Annotated in this window: 24 protein-coding genes and 1 pseudogene; 19 read left to right on the forward strand and 6 right to left on the reverse strand. The window is 72.9% G+C overall.

Features of this window, described 5'->3' with window-relative positions; all coding sequences use genetic code 11:
• The first annotated feature begins 7 nt into the window (after positions 1-7).
• Complete coding sequence (locus ACPXBU_RS04295) at positions 8-514, forward strand: Lrp/AsnC family transcriptional regulator (protein WP_425756531.1); 507 nt, start codon at positions 8-10, stop codon at positions 512-514.
• Here the strand turns inward: ACPXBU_RS04295 and ACPXBU_RS04300 are convergent.
• The gene (locus tag ACPXBU_RS04300) at positions 444-1,055 is read right to left on the reverse strand and encodes a histidine phosphatase family protein (RefSeq protein ID WP_393374537.1); all 612 of its coding nucleotides are present in this window, start codon (positions 1,053-1,055) and stop codon (positions 444-446) included. The two genes, ACPXBU_RS04295 and ACPXBU_RS04300, sit on opposite strands and share 71 nt — an antisense overlap.
• A 158-nt stretch (positions 1,056-1,213) precedes the next feature.
• On the opposite strand from ACPXBU_RS04300, the gene ACPXBU_RS04305 reads away from it, so the two are divergent.
• The 3 genes from ACPXBU_RS04305 (at position 1,214) to ACPXBU_RS04315 (ending at position 2,844) form a co-directional block, all read left to right on the forward strand.
• On the forward strand, positions 1,214-1,408 hold the full coding sequence (locus ACPXBU_RS04305; RefSeq protein ID WP_393374539.1) for a CsbD family protein: 195 nt from the start codon (positions 1,214-1,216) through the stop codon (positions 1,406-1,408).
• 73 nt (positions 1,409-1,481) lie between these two features.
• Positions 1,482-1,823, forward strand: coding sequence for a YnfA family protein (locus tag ACPXBU_RS04310; protein WP_393374541.1), 342 nt, complete (start codon positions 1,482-1,484; stop codon positions 1,821-1,823).
• 145 nt (positions 1,824-1,968) lie between these two features.
• The gene (locus ACPXBU_RS04315) at positions 1,969-2,844 is read left to right on the forward strand and encodes a polysaccharide deacetylase family protein (RefSeq protein WP_425756534.1); all 876 of its coding nucleotides are present in this window, start codon (positions 1,969-1,971) and stop codon (positions 2,842-2,844) included.
• Between the two features lie 28 nt (positions 2,845-2,872).
• Here ACPXBU_RS04315 and ACPXBU_RS04320 read toward each other — a convergent pair whose 3' ends face one another.
• A complete protein-coding gene (locus tag ACPXBU_RS04320) occupies positions 2,873-3,817 on the reverse strand; it encodes an NADP-dependent oxidoreductase (RefSeq protein ID WP_425756536.1) in 945 nt (314 codons plus the stop codon).
• Between the two features lie 103 nt (positions 3,818-3,920).
• On the opposite strand from ACPXBU_RS04320, the gene ACPXBU_RS04325 reads away from it, so the two are divergent.
• From ACPXBU_RS04325 to ACPXBU_RS04335, 3 genes are all read left to right on the forward strand, one after another.
• The gene (locus ACPXBU_RS04325) at positions 3,921-4,478 is read left to right on the forward strand and encodes a TetR/AcrR family transcriptional regulator (RefSeq protein ID WP_425756538.1); all 558 of its coding nucleotides are present in this window, start codon (positions 3,921-3,923) and stop codon (positions 4,476-4,478) included.
• Between the two features lie 63 nt (positions 4,479-4,541).
• A complete protein-coding gene (locus tag ACPXBU_RS04330; RefSeq protein WP_425756540.1) occupies positions 4,542-5,111 on the forward strand; it encodes an RNA polymerase sigma factor in 570 nt (189 codons plus the stop codon).
• Positions 5,108-6,169: a hypothetical protein gene (locus tag ACPXBU_RS04335; RefSeq protein WP_425756542.1), complete on the forward strand. Its 1,062-nt coding sequence runs from the start codon at positions 5,108-5,110 to the stop codon at positions 6,167-6,169. Before ACPXBU_RS04330 ends, ACPXBU_RS04335 begins: the two co-directional genes overlap by 4 nt.
• Before the next feature lie 58 nt (positions 6,170-6,227).
• Here ACPXBU_RS04335 and ACPXBU_RS04340 read toward each other — a convergent pair whose 3' ends face one another.
• Positions 6,228-7,619: a KamA family radical SAM protein gene (locus tag ACPXBU_RS04340; protein WP_425756544.1), complete on the reverse strand. Its 1,392-nt coding sequence runs from the start codon at positions 7,617-7,619 to the stop codon at positions 6,228-6,230.
• A gap of 152 nt (positions 7,620-7,771) precedes the next feature.
• Between ACPXBU_RS04340 and ACPXBU_RS04345 the strand changes: the two genes are divergently transcribed.
• The 9 genes and pseudogenes from ACPXBU_RS04345 to ACPXBU_RS04385 all read left to right on the forward strand — a co-directional run bounded on the left by ACPXBU_RS04345 (position 7,772) and on the right by ACPXBU_RS04385 (position 18,093).
• Positions 7,772-8,821 (forward strand): zinc-binding alcohol dehydrogenase, encoded by a 1,050-nt coding sequence (locus ACPXBU_RS04345; RefSeq protein WP_425756707.1) that lies wholly within the window; start codon positions 7,772-7,774, stop codon positions 8,819-8,821.
• A gap of 4 nt (positions 8,822-8,825) precedes the next feature.
• On the forward strand, positions 8,826-10,391 hold the full coding sequence (locus tag ACPXBU_RS04350) for an amidohydrolase (protein ID WP_425756546.1): 1,566 nt from the start codon (positions 8,826-8,828) through the stop codon (positions 10,389-10,391).
• Positions 10,388-11,950 (forward strand): lysine 5,6-aminomutase subunit alpha, encoded by a 1,563-nt coding sequence (locus ACPXBU_RS04355; protein WP_425756548.1) that lies wholly within the window; start codon positions 10,388-10,390, stop codon positions 11,948-11,950. The genes ACPXBU_RS04350 and ACPXBU_RS04355 overlap by 4 nt, the downstream gene beginning before the upstream one ends.
• Positions 11,947-12,711: an OAM dimerization domain-containing protein gene (locus ACPXBU_RS04360; protein ID WP_425756550.1), complete on the forward strand. Its 765-nt coding sequence runs from the start codon at positions 11,947-11,949 to the stop codon at positions 12,709-12,711. Before ACPXBU_RS04355 ends, ACPXBU_RS04360 begins: the two co-directional genes overlap by 4 nt.
• On the forward strand, positions 12,708-13,115 hold the full coding sequence (locus ACPXBU_RS04365; RefSeq protein ID WP_425756552.1) for a hotdog domain-containing protein: 408 nt from the start codon (positions 12,708-12,710) through the stop codon (positions 13,113-13,115). The genes ACPXBU_RS04360 and ACPXBU_RS04365 overlap by 4 nt, the downstream gene beginning before the upstream one ends.
• Positions 13,116-13,155: 40 nt before the next feature.
• The gene (locus ACPXBU_RS04370; RefSeq protein ID WP_425756553.1) at positions 13,156-14,493 is read left to right on the forward strand and encodes a glutamate mutase L; all 1,338 of its coding nucleotides are present in this window, start codon (positions 13,156-13,158) and stop codon (positions 14,491-14,493) included.
• A gap of 483 nt (positions 14,494-14,976) precedes the next feature.
• A pseudogene (gene lnt, locus ACPXBU_RS04375) lies at positions 14,977-16,676 on the forward strand (apolipoprotein N-acyltransferase).
• Complete coding sequence (locus ACPXBU_RS04380; protein ID WP_393374578.1) at positions 16,673-17,482, forward strand: polyprenol monophosphomannose synthase; 810 nt, start codon at positions 16,673-16,675, stop codon at positions 17,480-17,482. The pseudogene lnt and the gene ACPXBU_RS04380 overlap by 4 nt, the downstream one beginning before the upstream one ends.
• A gap of 92 nt (positions 17,483-17,574) precedes the next feature.
• Positions 17,575-18,093, forward strand: coding sequence for an FxsA family protein (locus tag ACPXBU_RS04385; protein ID WP_393374581.1), 519 nt, complete (start codon positions 17,575-17,577; stop codon positions 18,091-18,093).
• 68 nt (positions 18,094-18,161) lie between these two features.
• Here the strand turns inward: ACPXBU_RS04385 and ACPXBU_RS04390 are convergent, their stop codons facing one another.
• The 3 genes from ACPXBU_RS04390 to ACPXBU_RS04400 all read right to left on the reverse strand — a co-directional run bounded on the left by ACPXBU_RS04390 (position 18,162) and on the right by ACPXBU_RS04400 (position 21,391).
• Complete coding sequence (locus ACPXBU_RS04390; RefSeq protein ID WP_030489777.1) at positions 18,162-18,503, reverse strand: RNA polymerase-binding protein RbpA; 342 nt, start codon at positions 18,501-18,503, stop codon at positions 18,162-18,164.
• Positions 18,504-18,736: 233 nt separating this feature from the next.
• Positions 18,737-19,885: a hypothetical protein gene (locus ACPXBU_RS04395; protein ID WP_425756556.1), complete on the reverse strand. Its 1,149-nt coding sequence runs from the start codon at positions 19,883-19,885 to the stop codon at positions 18,737-18,739.
• Between the two features lie 51 nt (positions 19,886-19,936).
• On the reverse strand, positions 19,937-21,391 hold the full coding sequence (locus ACPXBU_RS04400) for an MFS transporter (protein WP_425756558.1): 1,455 nt from the start codon (positions 21,389-21,391) through the stop codon (positions 19,937-19,939).
• Between the two features lie 63 nt (positions 21,392-21,454).
• Between ACPXBU_RS04400 and ACPXBU_RS04405 the strand changes: the two genes are divergently transcribed.
• Genes ACPXBU_RS04405 through ACPXBU_RS04415 form a run of 3 tightly spaced genes read left to right on the forward strand, consistent with a single transcriptional unit; the run spans position 21,455 to position 24,328 of the window.
• Positions 21,455-22,096 carry a TetR/AcrR family transcriptional regulator gene (locus ACPXBU_RS04405; RefSeq protein WP_425756709.1) on the forward strand — a complete coding sequence of 214 codons (642 nt, stop codon included), beginning with the start codon at positions 21,455-21,457 and terminating at the stop codon, positions 22,094-22,096.
• Between the two features lie 55 nt (positions 22,097-22,151).
• Positions 22,152-23,510, forward strand: a complete 1,359-nt coding sequence (locus ACPXBU_RS04410; RefSeq protein WP_425756560.1) for a flavin-containing monooxygenase — start codon at positions 22,152-22,154, stop codon at positions 23,508-23,510.
• Positions 23,507-24,328 carry an SDR family NAD(P)-dependent oxidoreductase gene (locus tag ACPXBU_RS04415; protein ID WP_425756561.1) on the forward strand — a complete coding sequence of 274 codons (822 nt, stop codon included), beginning with the start codon at positions 23,507-23,509 and terminating at the stop codon, positions 24,326-24,328. Before ACPXBU_RS04410 ends, ACPXBU_RS04415 begins: the two co-directional genes overlap by 4 nt.
• Positions 24,329-24,371 lie beyond the last annotated feature (43 nt).

Raw genomic sequence — 24,371 nt, forward strand, 5'->3', positions numbered from 1 at the left:
GCACGCCGTGGAGGAGATCGACCGCGCTATCGTCGCCGCGCTGACCGCCGACGGCCGACTGTCGTACACCGACCTGGCCGAGAAGGTGGGGTTGTCGGTGTCCGCCGTGCACCAGCGGGTGCGCCGGCTGGAGCAGCGCGGGGTGATCAAGGGGTACGCCGCGCGGGTGTCGTTCGAGGCGCTGGACCTGCCGCTGACCGCGTTCGTGGCGATCCGCCCGTTCGACCCGTCGCAGCCGGACGACGCGCCGGAGCGGCTGGCGCACCTGCCCGAGATCGACTCCTGCTACTCGGTGGCGGGGGAGGACTTCTACCTGTTGTTGGTGCGGGTGGCCGGCCCCACCGACCTGGAGCGGGTGCTGCAGGAGATCCGCACGTCGGCGAACGTGACGACCCGGACGACGGTGGTGCTGTCCACCCCGTACGAGAACCGGCCTCCGAAGATCAGCGCGGCGGCACCGAGTCGGTCGCGGTCCCGGGCGCCGGAGGAGCCGGCTGGTTCCACCGCAGGATGACCTGCCGGCCGTGCTCGTGACCGAGCGCGCTGACCGTGGCGGTGTCCAGGCGCAGTCGTCCGCCGGCGGACGGGGGCAGGCCGATCCAGCGGGCTCCGAGCACGCGCAGGCTGTGCGCGTGGCCGACAAGCGCGACGGTGCCCCGGTCGAGCAGTGGGGTGACCCGCTCCAGCACCCGGTCGAGCCGTTCGCCGACCTGCGCGGGTGACTCACCGCCGGGGCAGCCGTCGGTCCAGATGTTCCAGTGCGGCTGGTCGGCGTGGATGTCGACGGTCGTGCGGCCCTCGTACTCACCGTAGTTCCACTCGCTGAGGTCCTCGTCGACCCCGTCGACGGTGAGCCCGGCCAGCTGCGCGGTGCGCAGCGCCCGGGAGCGGGGGCTGGACAGCACCGTCGCGAACCGCCGGCCGGCGAGGAACGCCGCGAGGGTGCGGGCCTGTCGCTCGCCGTCGGGGGTCAGCTCGAGGTCGGTGTACGAGGTGTGCCGGAGGCTGGCGCTCCAGGTGGTCTCGCCGTGCCGGATCAGCAGGAGCTCTCCCATGGGGCCCAGTTAACCACCGGGCCAGCTCCCGCCGGGCCACCCTCCCTCAACCTATCTTCCTAGGATGCCTTACCGGGTGTGCCGACCAGCACCGCCGGTTTCGGCACCCGGAGACCGGGCACACGTGCGGGGACCGATCGCCAGACCGAGGAGGCGCGATGAGCTTCACCGAGAAGGCACGGAACAAGGTCGAGCAGATGGCCGGCGCCGCACGTGAGCGCGTCGGCGACATGACCGACAACGAGCGGATGCGTGGCGAGGGCGCCAGCCAGGAGAGCGACGCGCGCGCCAAGCAGGCCGGTCAGAACGTCAAGGACGCCGGTCGCAACGTGAAGGACTCCTTCACGAAGTGACCTGAGCGGTCCACGGGTCCCCGGGCGCACCGTCGCCCGGGGACCCGTCGTGTGCTGCGGCTACGGTCGTGCGGTGACGGTGCTTCGTTCGCTTGTGTTGTTCGTGCTGGCCGCGGTGGCCGAGATCGGCGGCGCCTGGCTGGTCTGGCAGGGCTGGCGGGAGCAGCGTGGGCTGTGGTGGATCGCCGCGGGCGTGGTGGCGCTGGGCTGTTACGGCTTCGTCGCCACGTTCCAGCCGGACGCGAACTTCGGCCGGATCCTGGCGGCGTACGGCGGGGTGTTCGTGGCCGGCTCGTTGGGCTGGGCGATGCTCGTCGACGGCTTCCGCCCGGATCGGTGGGACCTGACCGGCGCGGCCCTGTGCCTGCTGGGCGTCGCGGTCATCATGTACGCCCCGCGTGGCGCCTCCGGGTGAGGTCCCGGCGGCCCTCATTCCGCGATCTCGCGCTTACTGTCCCGGCGTAAGGCATTCCGCGCGTCTCGCCGACCGAAAGCTCCGACGGTCAACGGGCCGGCTTGCGGGACGGTGAGCGTTCTTCGCTTCTGCGATGATCGGCGGCGTGAATCGACCTCGGCTTCGTTTCCTGTGGGGCGTCCTGGTGGCGGTGGCTGTGCTCGGCAGCGCGGCGTGTGCGACTACCCGGGCGTCGTCGCCGGACGGGCCCGCCTTCGTCGGATCGTCCGCCACCACGGCCGCCCCGTCGGTAAGCGCCACCGCGGCGCCGAGGGCGTCGACAGTCCCGGGGGCGACGCGGGTGGGGACCCGGGCGCGGGTGGTCGATCACGGCCCGCGCACCGGGGACAAGGTGGCACTGACCTTCGACGCGGACATGACCGACGGGATGCTGGCCAGTCTGCGTGCCGGCAAGGTGAAGTCGTACGCCAACCTGCGCATCCTCGACCTGCTGGAGCGGGACAAGGTGGCGGCCACGTTCTTCCTGACCGGCAAGTGGGTGCAGCGGTATCCGGACGTGACCCGGCGGATCGCCGGCAACCCGCGGTTCGAGTTGGCCAACCACACCTACGGGCATGCGGCGTTCACAGGTGACTGCTACGACCTGCCCTTGCTGCCGGTGGACGAGTTGGCCGGGGACGTGGCGAAGACGTTCGAGGTGATCAAGCCGTACGGGGGTCGGCAGACCCGCTACTTCCGCTTTCCGGGGCTCTGCCACGACGCGGCGACGCTTGACGCCCTGGCGCCGCTGGGTGTGACGGTCGTCGACGGGGACGTGGTCAGCGGTGATCCCTTTGCGACCGCGTGGAAACCGCTGGTGCGGGCGGTCTTGGACCACGTCCGCCCCGGCTCGGTGGTGATCATGCACGTGACCGAGGCGAACGCCGCCATGACCGACGAGGCGTTGCCGCACATCCTGGAAGGGCTACGCGAGCGAGGGCTGGAGCCGGCGCCGTTGTCCGAGGTGCTGGCCGGCGCCTGAGGCCCGGGAGGGTTGTGCTGGTCGCGGGTCAGCTCTCGTATGCGTCGTCGACGATCATGACGATCTTGCCGCGGGGGGACCCGTGTTCGGCCGTGTCATGGGCATCTGTCGCTTTCTGGATGGGGAAGGCGGCTTCGATCGGCACCGTGAAGCGGCCTTCGGTGAACAGATCGGCGGCGGTGCGCAGGCCGTGCCGGCCGTCGGGTTCACCGGCGAGTTGTCCCATGGACAGGCGGACGCCGTGTGTGGGGGCGGTGAAGTCGGCCAGGGTCACCACCGCTGCCGGGTCGCCGGTCAGGTTGAGCAACTCCGTCAGGGACCCGGCGCCTGCGACATCCAGTGCGCGGTCCACCCGACCCGCGCCCAGGGCGTTGACCCGGTCTGCGAGGCCGTCTCCGTACGTGACAGGTGTCGCCCCGAGTTGGCGGAGGAAGGCGTGGTTGTCGGGGCGGGCGGTGCCGATGACCCGGATGCCACGGGCTGCGGCGAGTTGGACGGCGACACTGCCCACTCCACCTGCGGCGCCGTCGATCAGGAGGGTCATGCCCGGTTGGGGTGCCAGCAGGTCGAGGGCCCGGGTGGCGGTCTCGGCGCTGGTGCCCGCCGCGCCGGCTTGTGCCCACGGCATGGCGGCCGGCTTGTGTGCCCAGAGTTGCAGTACCGCGAACTGTGCGCTCGCTCCGCCGAGTTTCGCTAGTTCGACGACACCGAAGACGTGGTCGCCGATGGCCACGCCGTCGACGCCGTGGCCGATCTCGTCGACGACTCCGGCCACGTCGACGCCGGGAATGTGTGGCAGTGGGAGTCGGGCGCTCATCGGGGTGCGGCCGGACCGAAGACCGACGTCGACCGGGGAAACACCGGCGGCCTGTACGCGGACGCGGATCTGGCCGGGGCCGGGACGGGGCGCGTCGGCGGTGCCGAGGTGGAGCACGTCCGGGCCGCCGAATCTGTCGAACTGTACTGCGAACATCAGTGGCTCCTCTGCCTCGATGAGGTGGTCGTAGCCGTACTGTAGGTCGGAAACGGAGCAGCTGTTCCGCTGTGGGGTCAAGTGAGAGGAAGGTCGGTGGAGGATGCCTCAGAAGCCGCGTGCCGACGCCCGTTCCAATCGTGAGCGGGTCGTGGTGGCAGCACGGGAGACGTTCGCCGCGGCCGGGCTTGAGGCACCCATGCGTGAGGTGGCCCGGCGGGCGGGGGTCGGTGTGGCTACCCTCTACCGGCATTTCCCGACCCGCGCCGAGTTGGTCACCACGGTTCTCACTGACCGTGTGCAAGCGTGCGGTGTGCAGATGCGCCACGCCCTGGACGATCCTGATCCGTGGCGGGCGCTGTCCGGCACGATCGTCGAGTTCGCCGACCGGCAGGTTCACGACCAGGCGCTCAACGAGGCATTGCTGGGTTCGGGGGAGTTGAGCGCCGCCTTTCGCGACGAACGGCGGGAACACAGCCGGGCGTTGGACGTGCTGGTTGACCGGGCGAGGGCGGCGGGTGTGCTCCGCGACGGCGTTGACGTCGACGATGTCCGGGCCGGTCTGCTGGCCATCGCGTCGCTGCGGCGGTTGCCGCCGACGGCGGCCGCCCGCGTGGTCGGCAGGGTCACCGGCCTCGTCCTCGCCGGGATCCGTGCCTGACTCGTGGTCGGTCCGCCACGAGTGGCCTGTCACGGTTGAGGTTCGACCGGACATGGAGTGAACGTGAGCTCCGGCATTGAGTACGACGAGGACCGCTTCCGGCGCGTCTACCTTGAGCACTTCGAGCCGCTGTTGGCGTACGCGCTGAGGCGTGTCGCGCATCCCGAGGACGCGGCCGATGTCGTCGCGGAGACCTTCCTGGTCGCCTGGCGGCGCAGGCATGACATTCCGGCCGACGATGAGGCTCGGCTCTGGCTGTACGGGGTGGCCCGGCGGGTGTTGGCCAATCATCGGCGGGGCGGGGTTCGCCGCCAGCGGCTGGGTGAACGGCTGCGTGAGCACATCGCCGTCGCGGTCGCCGCCGATCCGGGCAGTGAGGTGCCCGAGCGGCTCACTGTCCGGGCGGCGTTGGCGGGTCTGGGTGAGCTGGACCGTGAGGTGTTGATGCTCACCGTGTGGGAGGGCTTGCAGCCGCGCGAGGTGGCCGCGGTCCTCGGGGTCGGTCCCGCCGTGGTGCGGACACGGCTGTCGCGTGCGCGAGCCAGGCTGCGGGAGATGGTCGGTGACGACCTCGGGCCGCCTGGACATGTACTTGACGTGCTGACCGCAGCGACCCGGAAGGAGCAGAGATGACCGAGGAACATGTTGACCGGCTGGTTCGGGAGGCCGATCCCGCTCGGCTGGGCCTCGTCGGGCAGCTCGACGGGGTGAAGCAGACCCTGCTGGGGGAGATCATGTCCGAGTCGACGCTCGGTCGGTTCGTGGAACCACCCCGACGGCAACCGAGAGTGCGTCGCTTTGCTGGCGTGGCGGCGGTGGTCGTGGTCCTTGCCGGCGTCCTGGCCGTCTCTGTTCTGCCGGGTGAGCCCGAAGAGGTCGGGGAGGTGGCTGCCGCTCCCAGCGCCGGTGCTCCGGTCGTCTACTCGCCGGTGGCGATGCGGGCTGCGGAGAAGAATCCGCGGCTGCTGATCAACCGGCCCGGCTGGAAGGCGACCAACGTGTCCGGGTTCACCGAGGAGGCGGGCACCATCACCTTCCGCAACGGTGGACGCGAGTTGGAGTTCGACTGGTATCCGGCTGACGGTTACGCCGACCGTTACGCCGACCGGCTCCACGACAGTCGTCCGAAGGCTGTGCAGGTCGATGGCTGGCCGGGTGACCTGTTCGAGTATTCCGCCAGCGACTTCGAGGTGTTGCTCCGTCCCCGTGACGGGGTCTTCGTCGAGTTGCAGACCGGGGGTGACTGGTCCCGGAAGGAGTTCGCCCGGGTCCTCGCCAATGTGGTCCGGGCGGATGCGCGTACGTGGTTGGGTGCGCTTCCGCCGGAGATCGTCATTCCCGAGCGGGCGTTGGCGCGGGCGGGGGAGGTGCTGGCGGATGTGCCGCTCCCGCCGGGCTTCGACGTCGCGACCCTGGTTGATGTCGGCATCAACGATCCCTACCACTTCGGTGCGGCTGTGACGTCGCGGGTGGGTTGCGGGTGGATCGCGGAGTGGCAGCGGGCGAGGGCGAGCGGGGACGAGGCCGGGGTGCGGCGGGCCGCCGACGCGTTGCGGGGCAGTCACGGGTGGCGGGTGCTGCGGGACATGGACGAGGCTGGCGACTGGCCGGAGGTGTTCTGGGAGTACGCCGACGAGATCGCGGCCGGGACGTTGCGGGCCGGCTATTCGCAGGGTCTGGGCTGCGCCTGATTGGGGAGTGCGCGACACCCCCGGGAATCGTCTCCCCGGGGGTGTCGTCGTCGGTGGGTCAGTCGTCGCGGTGGTCGGTCCACCACTGCTGGCCGTCGGCGGGGAGGGTGTCGATCGGGTCGTAGTAGGCGTAGCGCTTGTTGAGCGCCTCCAGGTCGGCGGACTCGATGGAGGTGCGGTAGTTCTTGGTCCAGTAGGAGATGCCGCGTTCGCGGTCGTAGTCGGTGAGCATGTGTACCCAGCGTTTGCCGACGAAGGGGACGTCGCAGACGATGCGGGGGGTGGCGTAGCCGGGGAGGTAGCCCATGATGTCGTGCTGGAGTTGTTGGGCGTGCCAGACCGGGACGCGCCAGTGTTCGGCGTTGGGGATCATGTCGCACATGTAGAAGTAGTACGGCAGGATCCCGGCTTCGCCCTGGAGCGCGAAGCAGAGGTCGAGCAGTTCCGGGGTGGTGGCGTTGACGCCGCGCATGAGGACGCCCTGGTTGCGGACGTCGCGGACGCCGACGTCGAGGGCTGTCTGGGCGGCCTTGGCGACCAGTGGGGTGAGGGACTGGGCGTGGTTGACGTGGGTGTGGATGGCGAGGTTGACGCCGCGGCGGGCGGCGGTGCGGGCGACGCGTTCGAGGCCCTGGACGACGTCGGGTTGCAGCCAGTGTTGGGGGAGGCCCATGAGGGCCTTGGTGGCGAGGCGGATGTCGCGGACCGTCTCCAGTTCCAGCAGGCGCATGAGGTAGGACTCGAGGTTGCGCCAGGGGACGTTGGCGACGTCGCCGCCGGAGACGACGACGTCGCGGACGCCGGGGTGGGCCTTGAGGTAGGCGATGTGGGCGTCGTAGCGGTCGACGGGCTTGAGGGTGAGTTTGAGTTTGTCGACGGTGGGGGTGGAGTTGCCGACGAGGTCCATGCGGGTGCAGTGCCCGCAGTATTGCGGGCAGGTGGAGAGCAGTTCGGCGAGGACCTTCGTGGGGTAGCGGTGGGTGAGGCCTTCGGCGACCCACATGTCGTGCTCGTGGAGGCTGTCGCGGCTGGCGTAGGGGTGTGAGGGCCAGTCGGTGCGTCGGTCGGAGGCGACCGGGATCATGTAGCGGCGGATGGGGTCGGCGAGCAGCGCCTCGGTGGTGGGGGTCGCGAACGGCACCATCGTGTTGATCATTTGTGGTGGCACCAGCATGGACATGGTGGCCAGGGCGAGCTGGTCGGCCTCGAGGTCGGCGTAGAAGGTGTCGTCGACGAGGTCGCCGAGGACGGCGCGTAGCTGCTTGATGTTCTTGACGCAGTTGACGCGTTGCCACTGGGCGGATTCCCACTGGTCGCGGGTGATGTTTCGCCAGCCGGGGAAGCGGGTCCAGTCGGGTTCGACCAGGGGGCGGCGGTGGTATTCGTAGGGCTGCCCGGTGGTCGGTGTGGCGACCGGGTCGTGACGGGGGTGCGGGATGGTCTGGGTCACGGCCCCTCCTCGGTGGTGCTGCTGATCGACGGGCCCGAAGGCTACTGGAAAATATTCGGTACAGAAACTAGTCTGCCGTAAGTTTTCCCGTTACGCGAGCCTTGACCGGGGCTTCGGGCGGCTGGGCAGGGGAGGTCGGCGTGACGTCACCGGTGGGACTGCACCGCGTCGTACAACCGGCGGGGGTGCTGCCGCAGGCGGCTTGGCGGCTGGACGCGTCGGCGGCGATCGCGCCGAACGAGGTGCGGATCCGGGTGCGGCGGCTCAACCTGGACGCGGCGAGCTTCCGGCAGTTGTCGGAGAAGCACGGTGGCGACGGTGACGCGGTGCGCGCCGAGGTGCTGGAGATCATCTCCACGCGGGGGAAGATGCAGAACCCGGTGACCGGGTCGGGTGGGATGCTGATCGGCACGGTCGAGGAGGCCGGTCGGCGCTCCCCGCTCGGGCTGAGGGCGGGCCAGCTGGTCGCCACCCTGGTGTCGTTGACGTTGACCCCGCTGGTGATCACCGACGGGCTGGCCCGGTGGGACGGGCGCAGCGAGCAGGTGCCCTGTGACGGGTGGGCGATCCTGTTCGCGCGCTCCATCGCCGCGGTGCTGCCCGACGACGAGGACCCGCAGTTGTCCCTGGCGGTGCTTGACGTGTGCGGGGCGCCCGCGTTGACCGCGCGGGTGGTGTCGCGTTGTGTCGAGGAGCGTCGGCGCAGCGGTGATCCGACGCCGGTGCGGGTCGCGGTGATCGGCGGGGCGGGCAAGAGCGGGTCGCTGTCGCTCGCGGCGGCGCGACGTGCGGGTGCCGCGCGTACCGTCGGGGTGGTGCCGGTGGCGGCGGAGCGCGACGCGCTGACGGCGGTCGGCCTGGCGTCGGTGGTGGCGTTGGCCGACGCGCGGGACCCGGTGGGGTTGTCCACGGCGGTGACCACCGCGTTGGGGGCTCCGGCGGACGTCACGGTGGTGTGCGTGGACGTGCCGGGGTGTGAGCACGGGGCGGTGTTGGCCACCGCGGACGGCGGCACGGTGATCTTTTTCTCGATGGCGACGAGCTTCTCCGCGGCGGCGTTGGGCGCGGAGGGGTTGGCCGCGGACGTGACGATGCTGGTGGGCAACGGGTACGTGCCGGGGCACGCGGAGTTGGCGCTGGGCCTGTTGCGGGCCGAGCCGGGGGTGCGTCAGCTGTTCACGGCGCGGATCGCGGCAGACTGAGGCCATGACGAACCCCTCGACGTTGTACCGCGGCGGCGTGCTGCACTGTCCCGCCGACCCGAGCGCCACCGCGCTGCTGGTGTCCGGTGGGCGGATCACCTGGTTGGGGACCGACGGTGACGCGCCGTCGGCCGATCAGGTGGTGGATCTGGGTGGGGCATTGGTGACGCCGGCGTTCGTCGACGCGCACGTGCACGCCACCGACACCGGGTTGGCGTTGTCCGGGCTGGATCTGGCCGGGGTGCGCTCGGCGGGGCAGTTGCTGGACGCGGTGGCCGGGTTCGCGGCGGGTCTGCCGGCGGACGCGGTGGTGCTGGGGCACGGCTGGGACGAGTCGGGCTGGTCGGACGCGACGGTGCCGGACGCGGCGGCGGTGGGCCGGGCGGCGGGTGGGCGGCAGGTGTATCTGTCGCAGGCGTCGTTGCATTCGGCGTTGGTGTCGTCGGCGTTGCTGGCGGCGCTTCCCGAGGTGGTCGAGGCGCCCGGTTACGACGCGTCGGGGTGGTTGCGTCGCGACGCGCATCACGTGGTGCGGGCGGCGGCGCAGGGGTCGGTGAGTCGGGCGCAGCGGGTCGCCGCGCAGCGGGTGGCGCTGTCGCACGCGGCGTCGTTGGGGATCGCGGCGGTGCACGAGTGTGGTGGGCCGGAGATCTCCGACGAGGAGGACTTCACCGGTCTGTTGGGCATCTCGGGTGCGGGGTTGCCGGAGGTGTACGGGTACTGGGGTGAGTTGGGTGGCGCGGCGCGGGCCCGGGAGTTGGGTGCGGTGGGCGCCGGTGGTGACCTGTTCGCCGATGGCGCGTTGGGGTCGCGGACGGCGCACGTGTCGCAGCCGTACGGCGATGGTGGCGGGTGTGGGCACGGGTATCTGACGGCGGAGCAGGTGCGTGATCATCTGCTGGACTGCGCGGCGCACGGTGTGCAGGGCGGGTTCCACGCGATCGGTGACGCGGCGATCGGCACGGTGCTCGACGGTTTCGCGGGCGCGGCGCGGACGTTGGGTGTGGAGCGGCTGCGGGCTGCCCGGCACCGCATCGAGCATGCGGAGATCATGAACAAGCGGTTGATCGCCGGGTTCGTGGAGTACGGGGTGGTGGCGAGCATGCAACCGGCGTTCGACAGGTTGTGGGGTGGTGCGGGTCGGATGTACGAGTCGCGGTTGGGGTTGGACCGGTCGTTGGAGTCGAACCCGGTGGGTGCGATGCACTCGGTGGGGGTGGCGTTGGCGTTCGGGTCGGACTCACCGGTGACGCCGCTGGATCCGTGGGGGTCGGTGCGGGCGGCGGCGGCGCACCACAACCCGGCGCAGCGGATGAGTGTGCGGGCGGCGTTCGCGGCGCACACGCGTGGTGGGTGGCGGGCGGTGCACCTGGACGTGGAGGGAGTCCTCGCGTTGGGCGCGCCGGCGACGTTCGCGGTGTGGTCGACGCCGGCGGGGGTGGAGCGGGGTCTGCCGGTGTTGCTGGCCGAGGACCCGGAGCAGCGGGGTCCGGACGATCCGACGCCGTTGCCGGTGTGTCGGCGTCTGGTGCTGCGCGGTGAGGTCATCTACGAGGAGGGGTCATCGTGACCGGAAAGCTTGATCTTGATCCGGTGCTGGTGGCGCGGGCGCGGGAGTTGGCGCGTCGGGCCGGGCAGCCGGTGGTGGACCTGGCGCGCAGCCACACCACGGTGTCGGTGGAGCGGGCGGTGCTGCGGTTGGCCGGGGTGACCGGTGCCGACCCGGACGGCATTCCGTGGGTGAACCGGCTCGTCGACGCGGTCGCCGCGGACGTGGGGTTGGGTCACGGTGTGGCGGTGCCGGTGTTCGACGCGCTGGTGCGTGAGGGCAGCACCGATGTGACGTTGCTGGCGCAGAAGGCCGCCGCCGGGTCGGTGCGGTTCACCCAGCCCACCGGGCGGGCGGCGACGGCGGCCCGGTCGGCGGCGCGTCGGGCGGTCGGCGCGGGTATTCGGCGCATCGACCGGCGGCGGGCCGAGCGGGATCGGCTCGTCAAGCGTCACGGTGACCCGAAACAGCGGCCGTGGATCTACCTGATCGTGGCGACCGGGGACATCTACGAGGACATTCCGCAGGCGCAGGCGGCGGCGCGGGCGGGCGCGGACGTGATCGCGGTGATCCGTTCCACCGGGCAGTCGCTGCTGGACTACGTGCCCGAGGGCGCGACCCGGGAGGGGTTCGCCGGCACGTACGCCACGCAGGAGAACTTCCGGCTGATGCGGGCGGCGTTGGACGAGTCGTCGAGGGAGGTGGGCCGCTACGTGCGGTTGACCAACTACGCGTCCGGGTTGTGCATGCCGGAGATGGCGACCCTGGCCGGGTTGGAACGCCTGGACATGATGTTGAACGACTCGATGTACGGGATCCTGTTCCGCGACATCAACCCGGTGCGCACGTTCGTCGACCAGCGGTTCTCCCGGCAGGTGCACGCCCGCGCGGGGATCATCATCAACACCGGTGAGGACAACTACCTGACCACCGCGGACGCGGTGGACGAGGCGCACACGGTGACGGTGTCGCAGTTGCTCAACGAGTTCTTCGCGCACGAGGCGGGGTTGGCGGACTGGCAGTTGGGGTTGGGGCACGCGTTCGAGATCAATCCGGAGGTGCCGGAGTCGTTCCGGTTGGAGTTGGCCCACGCCCTGCTGGCGCGGGAGTTGTTCCCGGACGCGCCGTTGAAGTGGATGCCGCCGACGAAGCACATGACAGGTGACGTGTTCCGGGGCAACCTGCTCGACGGGTTCTTCAACCTGGCCGGGGCGCTGACCGGTCAGGGCATCCTGCTGGTGGGGATGATGACCGAGGCGGTGGTGACGCCGTGGTTGTCCGACCGGGACATCGCGTTGCAGAACGTGCGCTACGTGTTGGGTGCGGCCGGCGGGTTGCACGAGGACTTCGTGCCCGCGCCGGGCGGGTTCATCCGTCGCCGCGCCAACCAGGTCCTCGGTGAGGCCCTGGACCTGTTGGAGCGCATCGGGGAGCAGACGTTGCTCACGGCGATCGCCGAGGGCACGTTCGGGATCATGAAGCGGCCGGCGGACCGGGGTAAGGGCCTGGCCGGGGTCGCCGCGCACGAGGCGGACTACTGCAACCCGGCCACCGACATCCTGGAAGGGGACGCGGCATGAGCGCCGCCGACGCCGCGAAGCAGATCGTGCGGCCGTACGGGGACACCACAGGTGACGGGATGGTGCAGGTGTCGTTCACCCTGCCGGTGGTCCACGACAAGCGGGCCGAGGGTGCGGCGGTGCAGTTGGCCAACAAGATGGGCATCGACCCGGCGATGGTGGTGCACGCGAAACCGATGGGCGACGGGTTCACGTTCTTCGTGGTCTACGGGCGGGTCAACCACCTGGTCGACCTCAATGCCGTGCAGGTGGTGGAACGCGACTTCGCGTTGCTGTCGGCCAAGGACGTCAACACGGTGATCAAGCAGCGGTTGCGGCGCAAGCTGTCGGTGGTCGGGGCGTGCATCGGCACCGACGCGCACACCGTGGGCATCGACGCGATCCTCAACGTCAAGGGCATCGCGGGGGAGAAGGGCCTGGAGTACTACCGGGAGTTGAAGGTCACCAACATGGGTGCGCAGGTCAGCGTGCCGGAGTTGGTGGAGACCGCCCGGGTGGAGAAGGCCGACGCGGTGCTGGTGTCGCAGGTGGTCACCCAACGCGACGCGCACCTGCACAACACCCGGGAGATGTCCGCGGCGTTCCGGGAGGCGATGCCGGCGGGGCGGCGGCCGCTGCTGATCGTCGGTGGTCCCCGGTTCGACGAGTCGATGACCGACGAGTTGGGCGTGGACCGCATCTTCGGTCGCGGCACCACGCCCGGCGAGGTGGCCAGCTACCTCGTGCACGCCCTGATCACGCAGCGGAAGGTGACAGCATGACCGACGCACGGCTCGGGTTGACGGTGACGCACCGGCGGTATGTGCCGTACGCGCACGCCCACTACGCCGGCAACCTCGTCGACGGGGCGTACGCCCTCGGACTGTTCGGTGACGTCGCCACCGAAGTGTGCATCCGCACCGACTCCGACGAGGGCCTGTTCGCGGGGTACTCCGACGTGCGGTTCCACGCGCCCGTCCGCGCCGGGGACGTCGTCGAGGTCACCGCCCGGGTGTCGCGGGTCGGCTCCCGCAGCCGCACCCTGGAGCTGAGCTGCGCGGTGGTGTGCCGGGGCCGTCCGGAGCGCTCCGAGTCCGCCGCCGAGGTCCTCGACCCGCCGATCGTGGCGGTCACCGCGACCGGCACCGTGGTCGTTCCCGCCGCCAGCGTGAGTCGCGAGGAGTGAGCCGGGGTTGCGAGCCCCGCAGTCGCGAACAGGGAAACCCGTGAGCCTGGCGGTCTGCGCGGACGTCGGGTCGACGTACACCAAGGCGGCGGTGGTGGACCTGGCCGCCGGTGTGCTGGTGGGTGCGGCGGCCGCGCCGACCACGGTGCGTACCGATGTGCTGCACGGTCTGGACGCCGCGGTCGCGGCGGCGACCGACGGGCTGGGGGTGCGTGACGCGCCGTGGTACGTGTGCTCGTCGGCCGGTGGTGGGCTGCGGTTGGCCGTGATCGGGTACGAGCCGCTGGTCACCGCGCAGGCGGGCCGGCGGGTCGGGTTGTCCGCCGGTGCGCACGTGGTGCACGTGGCGGCCGGTCGGCTCGGCGCGGCGGATCTGACGGCGCTGCGGGCGGCCCGGTGCGACGTGGTGCTGCTCGTCGGCGGCACCGACGGCGGTGACGCCGAGACGATCACCCACAACGCGACCCGGCTGGCCCGCGCCCGGTGGCGGGTGCCGGTGGTGTACGCGGGCAACGGCGACGTCCGCGAGGAGTTGACCGGGCTGCTGCGTGACGCCGGAGTGCCGGTCACCGACGCCGACAATGTCCTGCCCCGCATCGGGGTGCTCGCCCCGGCGTCGGCGCGGGCGGCGATCCGGGCGGTGTTCCTGCGTCACGTCATCGGCGGTAAGCGGTTGTCGAGGGGCGCCCGGTTCGCGCGGCTGGTGCGGGCGGCCACCCCGGATGTGGTGCTCACCGGTGTGGAGGTGCTCGCCGACGCCCTCGGCGGTGACCTCGCCGTGGTCGACGTGGGTGGCGCCACCACCGACGTGTACTCGGTGCTCACCCCCGACGAGCGGGCCAGCGGGCCGGGGCGGGAGGTCGCCGGGAACCTGTGGCGGGCCCGCACCGTGGAGGGTGACCTGGGCATGCGGTGGAGCGCCCCCGGAGTTGTGCGGGCCGCCGTCGAGGAGCGGCTGCTCAGCGCGGACGAGGCCGACGAGCTGGGCGTCGCCGCGGCGCGTCGGGCTGCCGATCCGGCGTTGCTGGCCGTGGACGACGCCGAACGGGCCGTGGACGCCCGCATCGCCACCCTCGCGGCGACGGTGGCGTTGCGCCGGCACGCCCGGGGCGCCGGCACCGGTGAACGGTCCGGGCGGGACCTGCGTGACGTGCGGCTGCTCGTGGGTTCCGGGGGAGTGTTGCGGCACGCGCCGACGGACACGTCCGGGCGGGTGTTGGCGGCGGTCCTGGCCGACCACGGCGGTGGGTGGGCGTTGCCCCGCGCCGCCGCGGCGGTCGTCGACGTCGACTATGTGCTGGCCGCCGGGGGGTTGCTCGCCGAGGAGCACCGGGCGGCGGCGGGGGCGCTGCTGCGCCACCATCTGCGCACGCATTGAGACTCGCCGACCCGACACGCCGTGGCGCAACACACGACAGGCCGGGGTGGGTTGACAAGCGACGGGGGTCGGCACGTACCGTCTTTGAGTCCTACCACGGGAAGCGGCTGTTGTTCGCTTCGTCCTCTCGTCCGCTGGCCGAGCGACATTTTTCAGCGTCATCGTCGCGGCGGCCAGGTCCAGCGGGCGGGGGTCGGCGGGGCGGCGCGAACCGGCCGCGGTTACCGGTGTACGGGCAGGGTGAGGTGCACGGCCAGTAGACAACGGCCCGGCGGGGGCAGCCAGTCCACGTCCGGTCGGTCCGAAGGTCGTCGTGCCCCATTCTCGCCACACCGGCCGGGAAGGGCCTGGGAGCATCGGGGCGCGGCGCGAGCCGCGCCCCGATTTCATGTCCGCTGGGCGGTGTGTGCCCGCCGGCCCGATGCGGCCGGTTCGCAGGCCAGCCAGGTAGCCTTCGCCCGTGATCGAGGTGAAGCGGTGACGATTCTGGACCGGGAAGACGCGCACAGCCCGGCAGCGCTGCCCCGACCGGTCGGCACCGGCCGGCCGCTGCCGCTGACCGTCGCCGTGCCGCTGGCCGTGGCCGCCGGGCTGGCCCTGCTGGTGGCGTTTCCCCCGTACGGGGTGTGGCCGCTGGCACCGGTCGGGGTGGCGTTGCTGGCCGCCGCCGCACACCGGCGGCGGTTGCGCGCCGGCGCCGGGGTGGGCTTCCTGACCGGGGTGACGCTGTTCGCCCCGCTGCTGGCCTGGACCAACCTGCACACCGGTTACCTGCCGTGGGTGCTGCTGTCGTTGCTGCAGGCCGGTTACCTGGCGGTGCTCGGCGTGGCCACCGCCTGGGTGTCGCCGCTGGCCGACCGGGTCCGCTGGGCGTGGCCGGTGCTGACCGGGCTGCTGTGGGTGGGGCAGGAGGCGCTGCGCGACCGCACCCCGTTCGGTGGGTTCCCGTGGGGTCGGTTGGCGTTCAGCCAGGACTCCTCCCCGCTGCTGCGCCTGGCCGCGCTGGGCGGCGCCCCGCTGGTGACCTTCACGACGGCGCTCGTCGGCGGGTTGCTGGTCACCGCCGGGTGGCGGGCCTGGGCGACAGCCCGGCACACCCCGCCCGCTGAGGGCACCCAGGACGCCGACGGCCCGCAGGGGGTCACCGCCGGGCGGCGGTGGGCGCCGGTGGCCGTACCGGCCGTTGTGGCCCTCGCGCTGACCCTCGCCGGGCTGCTCGTGCCGGTAGCCACCGCCGGGTCCGGCGCCACCGCCACCGTGGCCATCGTGCAGGGCAACGTGCCGCGGCTGGGCCTGGACTTCAACGCCCAACGGCAGGCGGTGCTCAACAACCACGCCGACGCCACCGTCGAGTTGGCCGCGCGGGTCGCCGCCGGCCAGGAACGTCAACCCGACCTGGTGGTGTGGCCGGAGAACTCCAGCGACATCGACCCGCTGCGCAACCCGGCCGCCGGGGCGCGGATCTCCCAGGCCGCCGACGCGGTCCGCGCGCCGATCCTGGTCGGCGCGGTGCTGCTCGGCCCCGGCCCCGGGCAGGTCCGCAACGCCGGCATCCTGTGGCGGCCCGGCACCGGCGCCGACCTGAGCCAGCTCTACACCAAACGCCACCCGGTGCCGTTCGCCGAGTACGTGCCGCTGCGCGACATCGCCCGGAGGGTCAGCAAGCAGGTCGACCTGATCCGCAGCGACTTCGTGCCCGGAAGCACCCCGGGCGTGGTACGCGCCGGCCCCGTCGTGCTCGGTGACGTGATCTGCTTCGAGGTCGCCTACGACCACGTGGTCCGCGACACCGTCACCGGAGGCGCGCAACTGCTGGTGGTGCAGACCAACAACGCCACCTTCAACGTGGCGGAGGCCCGCCAGCAGATGGCCATGGTGCGGCTGCGGGCGGTGGAGCACGGCCGGCCGGCGTTGATGGCCTCCACGGTCGGGGTGTCCGGGTTCGTCGCACCCGACGGGCGGGTAAGCGATGCCACCGGGTTCAACACCCGGGAGGTCGTGGTGCGGCAGTTGCGGCTCGACGACGGGCGTACCCTCGCCACCCGCCTCGGCTGGTGGCCGGAGGTGACGTTCGCCGCGCTGGCCGTGGCGGCCCTGGTCGGCGCGGCGGTGCTGCGCCGGCGGCAGCGGGTCATGCCCGGATAGCAACAGCCGGTACGCCGGCGGGAGCGGAGGAACCGTGATCCAGGCGACCGATACGATCCGACGCCCGGACGAGGTGCCGGGTGTGGGCCGGGTGCTGGTGGTGATCCCCACCTACAACGAGGCCGACAACATCGCCGCGATCGTGGGTCGGGTCCGGCGTGCCGTTCCGGCGGTGCGGATCCTCATCGCCGACGACAACAGCCCCGACGGCACCGGCGCGATCGCCGACGCCCTCGCCGACGGCGACGCGCACGTGCAGGTGCTGCACCGCCAGGGCAAGCAGGGCCTCGGCGCGGCGTACCTGGCGGGGTTCGGGTGGGCGCGCGACCGCGACTACCAGGCGGTCGTGGAGATGGACGCCGACGGCTCACACGCGCCGGAGGACCTGCCGGCGCTGCTCGACGCCGCCCGCGACGCCGACGTGGTGATCGGGTCGCGGTGGACCAGCGGCGCGCGGGTGCTCAACTGGCCGCTGCGGCGGCTGCTGCTGTCGCGCGGCGGCAACCTGTACGCGCGCCTCGCCCTGGGCATGCCCGTCTCGGACGCCACCGGCGGTTACCGGGTGTACCGGATCAGCGCGTTGGACGCCATCGACCTGGGGTCGGTGACGTCGCAGGGTTACTCGTTCCAGGTGGAGTTGTCCCGGCTGGCGCACCGGGCCGGGGTGCGGATCGTGGAGGTGCCGATCACCTTCGCCGAACGCGAACGCGGGGACAGCAAGATGAGCCCGCGGATCGTGGCCGAGGCGCTGTGGCGGATCACCGCGTGGGGTGTGCAGGACCGGCGGCAGGCGGTACGCCGTGGCCTGCACGGCACGTCCACCGGTCAGGCGCGGTGGCCCTGAGGCGCCGCAGGCGCGGTGGCCGTGAGCGGGGCCGTGTCATGCTGGATGAGCGGGACACGTCCGTGGTGTCGCGGGAATGGCGATGAGGTGAGATGCGCCGAGGACTGAGGTTCGTGCCGTTGGCCCTGTTGCTGACGGTGGTGCTGGAGTTGGTGGTGTTCGTCGGGGTCGGGCGGGCGCTGGGGTTCGGGGCGGCGGTGCTGCTGGTGTTCGCCGCGTCCCTGGTGGGCCTGGTGTTGCTGCGCCGGGAGGGGATGCGCGCCTGGCGTGGTTTCCGCTCCGCGGCGGCGGCCGGGCAGCCACCGGGTGGGCAGGTGACCGACGGGCTCGTGGGTCTGGGCGGGGCCCTGTTGCTGGCGGCGCCCGGTCTGGTCAGCGGGTTGATCGGGTTGCTGCTGCTGGTGCCTCCGGTGCGTCGACTGGCCCGCGCCGGGGTGCGACACGCCACGGAGCGACGGGTGTCGTCGATGGTCGCCGGTGACCTGTTCGGCCCCCGCACGGTGCGGGTGCGCCAGGGTGCGCCGCAACCGACCCCGCAGCCGCAGCAGCCCGTGGTGGTCGACGGCGGTCGGGCCATCGAGGGCGAGATCATCGAGCCCGGTCGCCAGTAGGCCGCGCACCGCACGCAGACACGACAACGCCCCCGGGGATGACCCCGGGGGCGTTGGTGTCGTGTGACTCAGGCGCGGCCGCGGCGGGTCCGCACCTCCTGCAGGCGCTCCTCGAGGATGTCCTCGAGCTCGGCGATCGAGCGCCGCTCCAGCAGCATGTCCCAGTGGGTACGCGGCGGCTTGGCCTTCTTCTGCTCCGGCTCGTTGCCGTCGACGAGTCGGGCGACGCTGCCGTCGAACTTGCATTCCCAGGTCATCGGGACCTCGGCGTCGACGGCGAACGGCACCTCGAACTGATGGCCCTTGGCGCAGAGGTACTCGCGGGTCTGACGCGGCGCGAGCTCCGTGTTGCGGTCGGATTCGTAGCTCACCGCGCCAAGGCGGCTTCCGCGCAGCATACGCTCGCCCATGATCGACTTCCCCTCGTTCGTGGTGCTGGTCTTCTGGGTGTAACGGCGCGTTCCCGTCGAGCCATTCCCGCCCGAGGGCGTGAGGCGTCCACGGGTGGGCCGCGACCAAGGGTAGCCGGCCGGGACGCGCACCCGGCCAGGTGATCCCCAGGCCTGTCGCAACGGGGACGTGGTTCCGCTGCCACCGGGGAGGTTAACCGCCCGGGGGCCGCGGAAGTTGCGCCCCGGCCGGCTCAACCGGTCGGCGGCGGCGAGCCGAGCCGGGCCAGCGCCACCGCCAGGTCGCTGACCTGGTCACCGAGTTGCGCCACCCGCCGCTGGGCCAGGTCCCGGTCGCCGATGGCGGCGTCGAGTCGTACCGTCAGGGCGGTGACCTGGCCCTCGGCGGTGGCCGCCGCCTGCCGGGCCGCGGTCAGCTCGGCGGTGAGCGTGTCGCGCTGGGCGGCGGTGGCGGTCAGCTCCGCGCGAAGGCGCGCCGCCGCCTCCGCGACCTCCTGCCGGGCGTCGTCGACCTGGCGGGCGGCGACCTGGGCGCGGTCGCGGGCCCGGTCGGCCTGCTCCCGGGCGCGGGTGGCGTCGGCGGCCTCGGCGCGGGCGCGCGCGGCGTCGGCGCGGGCCTGCTCGATCTGGCGGCGCACGTCCTGCACCTCGGCCTGCCACCGCCCGGCCCGCTCGGTCGCGTCGGCGGCGACCCGGGTGGCCCGCTCGGCGTCGGCGCGGGCCGCGTCGCGTTCACCGGTCAGGTCGGCCACCCGCTGCCGCTCGGCGTCGAGGTGCGTGCGCAGGTCCCGCACCTCGACGCGGGCCTGGTCCCGGTCGCGTTCGGCCTGGGCGCGCAACGCCTCGGCGGCGCTGACGTCGTGGCGCGCCTGGTCGCGGGCGGCCTCGGCGTGCCGCGCCCGCTCGTCGGCCGCGGTGGCCTGCTGGCGCTCCTGCTCGGCGCGCCGCCGGGCCTCGTCGGCGTCGGCGAGAGCCGTGCGGGCCTGCTCCCGGGCACGCGCCGCGTCGGCGGCGGCGGTCTCGGCGTCGTCGCGGGCCTCGTCGCGTTCGGTCTGCGCCGCCGCGACCTCGGTGGCGGCCTCCGCGCGGGCCTGCGCGATCTGGCGCTGCACACCCACCGGGGACAACTCGGCGTGCAGGGACTCGGTCAACGTCTCGACGATCTGGTCGAGGCGGTCCACCGCCTCCCAGGTGCGGGCCACCTGCCCCGGCAGGCCGGGGGCGTTGCGGTGGCGCATCCGGCTGTTACGGGAGGCGCGCTGACAGGCGCCGTCGTTGTCCCGGCAGTACCGAAACGGTCGGCCCGCGCCGACACGCTGCGGCACCGGCTGTCCACAGTGGGCGCACGGGCGGGTCTCGGTGGTGGTGGGCTGGGCGTCCATCGAGGTGGCAGTCTAGTGCCGGGCGGTGACGCCCGACGCACCGCGGCGGGGTCAGCTCGCGGCCCGGGCGCTCGCGTCCAGGGTGTAGCGGCGTTGCAGCAGCAGCGCCGCGAGCATCGCCACCGCCGGCAGCACCCCGAAGCCGTAGCGGACCGCCGCCAGCGCCGCGTCCGGCTGCGTCGGCGACGCACCGGCCGTCGAGGCCACGAAACCGCCAACGGCCAGGCACAGCGCGTACGCGTACGGACCCAGGGCCGCGCCGGTGGCCTCGGTGGCCGTCCACACCCCGGTGTAGGTGCCGGCGCCTGTCGCCCCGCCGGTGCCGTCGGCGGCGGCGGTGCGGTCGGCGGCGGCGGTGCGGTCGGCGGCGGCGGTGCCCTCGCCCGTCGCGGTGCCGGCGGCGGTCGCGGGGCGGTCGGCGGCGGCGCGGATCACGTCGGGCAGCATCGAGAAGGGCAGCAGTTGCATACCGGCGAACGCCAGCCCGAGCACCGCCACCGCGCCGATCAGCACCGGCAGGCCGGCCGGGCGGCCCACCGCGAGCACCAGCGAGCCGAGGGCGAACGCGCCCTGCGCGCCGAGCAACGCCCGCTGCTTGCCGACCCGGCGGGCCGCCACCAGCCAGAGCGGGGTCACCAGCAGCGCCGGCGCCACGAACGCGGCCACCAGCACCGTGGTCAGACCGGGCGCGCGCAGTTCGTACTCGGCGTAGTAGGGCACCCCGGCGAGCACCAGGTGGGTGGCGGTGGACATGGCCAGGTACGCGGTCACCAGCCAGCGGAACTGTCGGTCGCGCAGCGCGGTGCGCAGTGCCCGCCACCCGCCGTGCCCCGCTCGGGTGGGGTCCGCCGCGCCACCGCGCAGCCGGGCGATGCCGGCGACACCGACGAGCATGGCGGCCAGCATGCCGACGGCGAGGACCAGGCCCATCCGCTGGTAGCCGCCCCGGGTCGCGGCGTCGCCGCCGGTGAGCAGCGGGGCCAGCAATCCGGACAGCAGGATGCCCAGGGTCAGCACGACCATCCGGAACGCCATCAGCCGGGTGCGTTCGTCATAGCCGATCCGCAGGTCGGCCGGGGTGGCCAGGTAGGGGACCTGGTAGGCGGCGAAGAGCAGGTTGCCGGCGACGAAGAACACCGCCACCCACGCGGCCGCCGGCGCGCCGGTCAGCCCGCCGGGCACCGCGAAGAGCGCGGCGAACGCGATCGGCAGGGCGCAGCCGAGTAGGAGCAGGCGACGCCTGTCGCCACGGCGGTTCTGCTCGACGTCGGCGCGGTGGCCCACCCAGGGGTGCAGCAGCACGTCGGCGATCTTCGGCAGCAGCAGCGCGAGGCCGGCCACCCACGGCCCGACCGCCAGCACGTCGGTGAGGAAGTACAGCAGCAGCAGGCCGGGCACCGTCACCCAGACACCCATGCCGAGCGAGCCGGCCGCGAAGCCCGCCAGGGGGCCACGGGCGAGTGTCGCGTCGGTGGCGGCCACGGGCCGCCGGTCGAGCCCGGTCATCGCCGCATCCCCTCGGTAATCCAACGGTTGCTGGATTCTAGGGGCAGAATGGCGGCCATGACCATGCCCCGACGCCGTCCCGGTCGGCCCCGCCGCGACGAGACCCGGCCGACCCGCGAGGTGGTGCTCACCGCGGCGACCGCGCTGTTCGCCGAGCGTGGTTTCGACGCCGTCGGGCTGCGGGAGGTCGCCGCCGCCGCCGGGGTCGACGTCGCCACGGTCGCGCACCACACGGGTACGAAGGCGGCGCTCTACGACGCCTGCTTCGCCCGGGTCTTCACGGCCGAGCGGGAGGTGCTCACCGAGGCCGCCGAGCAGGCCCGCGCCGCTCTCGACGCCGGGCCGGACGCGGCCCGGCGCGCCCTGCACGACCTGGTCGACGTCTTCGTCGACTTCCTCGAGGACCGCCCGGAGACCACTGCGCTGTGGCTGCGGCGCTGGCTCGAACCGCAGCGGCACGCCGAGCTGGACAAACGCTACGCCGAGCCGTTGTACCGGCTGGTCGCGGAGTTGCTCACCGCCGCCGCGGCGGCCGGGGCGCTGACCGAGCCGACCCCGCACATCACCGTCCGCAGCCTGGTCTGGGCGACGCACGGGCACGTGGTGGCGCTGGCCGCGGGCGCGCCGGGTGCGCGGGAGCGGCGCGAGTTCCGGGCGTTCGTGCACCGCCTGCTCGACGGCCTGTACGGGGCGGCGCGCACTTGACGGGTGGCCGCCGTCCGACGATTATCCATCAGACGTTGGATTAGTGGGGGCGGCGATGGGTGTACCACCCAGGGTGGCGGTGATCGGCGCCGGCGCGGCCGGGCTCGCCGCCGTCAAGGCACTGCGCGACGCCGCGGTGCCGGTGCTCGGCTTCGAGGCCGCCGAGCAGGTCGGTGGCCTCTGGGTGTACGGGGCACCCGACTCGCCCGCGTACCGCACGCTGCACCTGAACACCAGCCGGGGCCGCACCGAGTTCGCCGACCACCCGATGCCCACCGACTGGCCCGACTACCCCGACCACCGCCGGGTCGCCGGCTACCTCGCCGACTACGCCGACCGTTTCGGGCTGGGCGAGGACATCCGGCTGCGGCACACCGTCGAGCGGGTCACCCAGGACGCGGCCGGCACCTGGACGGTGGTCGCGAACGGACCGGACGGGCCGGTCACCGTCACCGTCGATGCCGTGGTCGTCGCCAACGGGCACAACCGGGTGCCCCGGCTTCCCGATCCGTCGTACCCGGGCACCAGCACCGCCGAGCAGCTGCACAGCCACGACTACCGCGGCCCGGAGCAGTTGGCCGGCCGGCGGGTCCTGGTCGTCGGCGGCGGCAACTCCGCGATGGACATCGCGGTGGACGCCTCGTACACCGCCAGTCGTACCCTGCTCTCGCTGCGCCGCGGCGTCTGGGTGGTGCCGAAATACCTGCTGGGCCGCCCCTCGGACACCCTGAACGGGGCGCTGGCCCGCCGGCTGCCGTGGCGACTGCGCCAACGCATCAGCCAGGCGACGCTGAGCGCCACCGTCGGCAGTCCCGCCCGCTACGGGCTGCCCGCGCCGACGCACGGCTTCCTGCAGGACCATCCGACGCTCTCCGACGGGCTGCTGTCGCGGCTGACCCACGGCGACGTCGAGGCCCGACCCGGCGTCGCCGCCCTCGACGGGGACCGGGTCGAGTTCACCGACGGCCGCAGCGACAGCGTCGACCTGATCATCTGGTGCACCGGCTACCGGGTGGCGATCCCGTTCCTCGACCCGGCGCTGCTCGGCGGTGGCGCCGACAGCCTGCCGCTGTACCGGCACGTGTTCCACACCGACGCCCCGGGCCTGACCTTCGTGGGGCTCATGCAGTCCACCGGGTCGGCGTTCCCCCTGGTGGAGGCGCAGGCCAAGGTGATCGCCGCGCACCTCGCCGGCCGGTACGCGCTGCCGGACGCCGACCGACAGCGAGCCGTGTGCCGAGCCGAGTTGCGGGCCGCGACCGCCCGGTGGGGCCAGCGCCGCCCGGCGATGCGCGTGGACTTCGACGTCTACCTGGCCGAACTGGCCCGCGAACTGGCCGCCGGAACCCGCCGCGCCCGTGCCGGTGCGGCCGGTCCGTCCGGCGCGGCCTCCTCGGTCGGGGTACGGCCGTGACGGGTCGGTTGGCCGGCCGTCGGGTGTTGCTGACCGGCGCGAGCGGCACCTTCGGCCGGCATCTCGGCACGGCGTTCACCGCCGCCGGCGCTCAGGTGGTGGGGCTCGACCTGCACGCGCGCCCCGACGGCGACCTGCCGGTGCTCGGCTGCGACCTGACCGACCCGGACGCCGTGGCGCCGGCGGTGCGCGCCGCGGTCGACCGACTCGGCGGCCTCGACCTGCTGATCAACAACGCCGGTGTCGGTGGCCCCGCCCCCGCCGAGCTGCCACCCGACGAGGTGGTCCGCCGGCAACTGGAGGTCAACCTGCTCGCCGCCTGGCGGACCACCGCCGCGGCGCTGCCACCGCTGCTCACCGCGCGCGGACGGGTCATCTTCGTGGCCAGTCGGATGGCGGTGCTGCCCCTGCCGCTCGCCGCCGCGTACGGGGTCAGCAAACGCGCCCTGGTCGCGTACGCCGACGCGCTGCGCCACGAGGTGGGCACGCACGTCGGGGTGAGCGTGGTCTACCCGAGCATGGTCGTCTCACCCATCCACCACAGCACCGCCGAGGCAGGCCTGTCCCTGCGCGGGGTGTCCCGGCCCGAGCCCGTCGAGGGGGTGGTCGCGGCGATCCTGCGTACCGCCACCGCCCGGCGGGCGCCTCGCGACGTGGCGACCACGACGCGCGGTCGGCTGGAGATGGCCGTCGGCCGGCACGCGCCCGCGCTCGCCGATCGGCTGGTCCGTCGTACCCTCGCCGCCCGGCTCGCCGCCGGCGACCTGGACGCCGCGCCGCTGGCCGCCGGGATGGTCCGTCGCCACCGGGGGCGGTGAGGTTCCGCGCGACGGTCCGGCGCCCCCGGCGGCGACGCGGTTC

It is taken from the genome of Micromonospora sp. DT231 (assembly GCF_049847025.1).
Lineage (GTDB): Bacteria > Actinomycetota > Actinomycetes > Mycobacteriales > Micromonosporaceae > Micromonospora.

What these genes read in the sequence shown, in the direction of transcription:
- ACPXBU_RS04300 (WP_393374537.1), bottom strand. Translation starts at nt 1,055, where the DNA reads ATGGGAGAGCTCCTGCTGATCCGGCACGGCGAGACCACCTGGAGCGCC.
- ACPXBU_RS04305 (WP_393374539.1), top strand. Translation starts at nt 1,214, where the DNA reads ATGAGCTTCACCGAGAAGGCACGGAACAAGGTCGAGCAGATGGCCGGC.
- ACPXBU_RS04320 (WP_425756536.1), bottom strand. Translation starts at nt 3,817, where the DNA reads ATGTTCGCAGTACAGTTCGACAGATTCGGCGGCCCGGACGTGCTCCAC.
- ACPXBU_RS04325 (WP_425756538.1), top strand. Translation starts at nt 3,921, where the DNA reads ATGCCTCAGAAGCCGCGTGCCGACGCCCGTTCCAATCGTGAGCGGGTC.
- ACPXBU_RS04335 (WP_425756542.1), top strand. Translation starts at nt 5,108, where the DNA reads ATGACCGAGGAACATGTTGACCGGCTGGTTCGGGAGGCCGATCCCGCT.
- ACPXBU_RS04350 (WP_425756546.1), top strand. Translation starts at nt 8,826, where the DNA reads ATGACGAACCCCTCGACGTTGTACCGCGGCGGCGTGCTGCACTGTCCC.
- ACPXBU_RS04360 (WP_425756550.1), top strand. Translation starts at nt 11,947, where the DNA reads ATGAGCGCCGCCGACGCCGCGAAGCAGATCGTGCGGCCGTACGGGGAC.
- ACPXBU_RS04365 (WP_425756552.1), top strand. Translation starts at nt 12,708, where the DNA reads ATGACCGACGCACGGCTCGGGTTGACGGTGACGCACCGGCGGTATGTG.
- ACPXBU_RS04385 (WP_393374581.1), top strand. Translation starts at nt 17,575, where the DNA reads ATGCGCCGAGGACTGAGGTTCGTGCCGTTGGCCCTGTTGCTGACGGTG.
- ACPXBU_RS04390 (WP_030489777.1), bottom strand. Translation starts at nt 18,503, where the DNA reads ATGGGCGAGCGTATGCTGCGCGGAAGCCGCCTTGGCGCGGTGAGCTAC.
- ACPXBU_RS04395 (WP_425756556.1), bottom strand. Translation starts at nt 19,885, where the DNA reads ATGGACGCCCAGCCCACCACCACCGAGACCCGCCCGTGCGCCCACTGT.
- ACPXBU_RS04400 (WP_425756558.1), bottom strand. Translation starts at nt 21,391, where the DNA reads ATGACCGGGCTCGACCGGCGGCCCGTGGCCGCCACCGACGCGACACTC.
- ACPXBU_RS04405 (WP_425756709.1), top strand. Translation starts at nt 21,455, where the DNA reads ATGCCCCGACGCCGTCCCGGTCGGCCCCGCCGCGACGAGACCCGGCCG.
- ACPXBU_RS04410 (WP_425756560.1), top strand. Translation starts at nt 22,152, where the DNA reads ATGGGTGTACCACCCAGGGTGGCGGTGATCGGCGCCGGCGCGGCCGGG.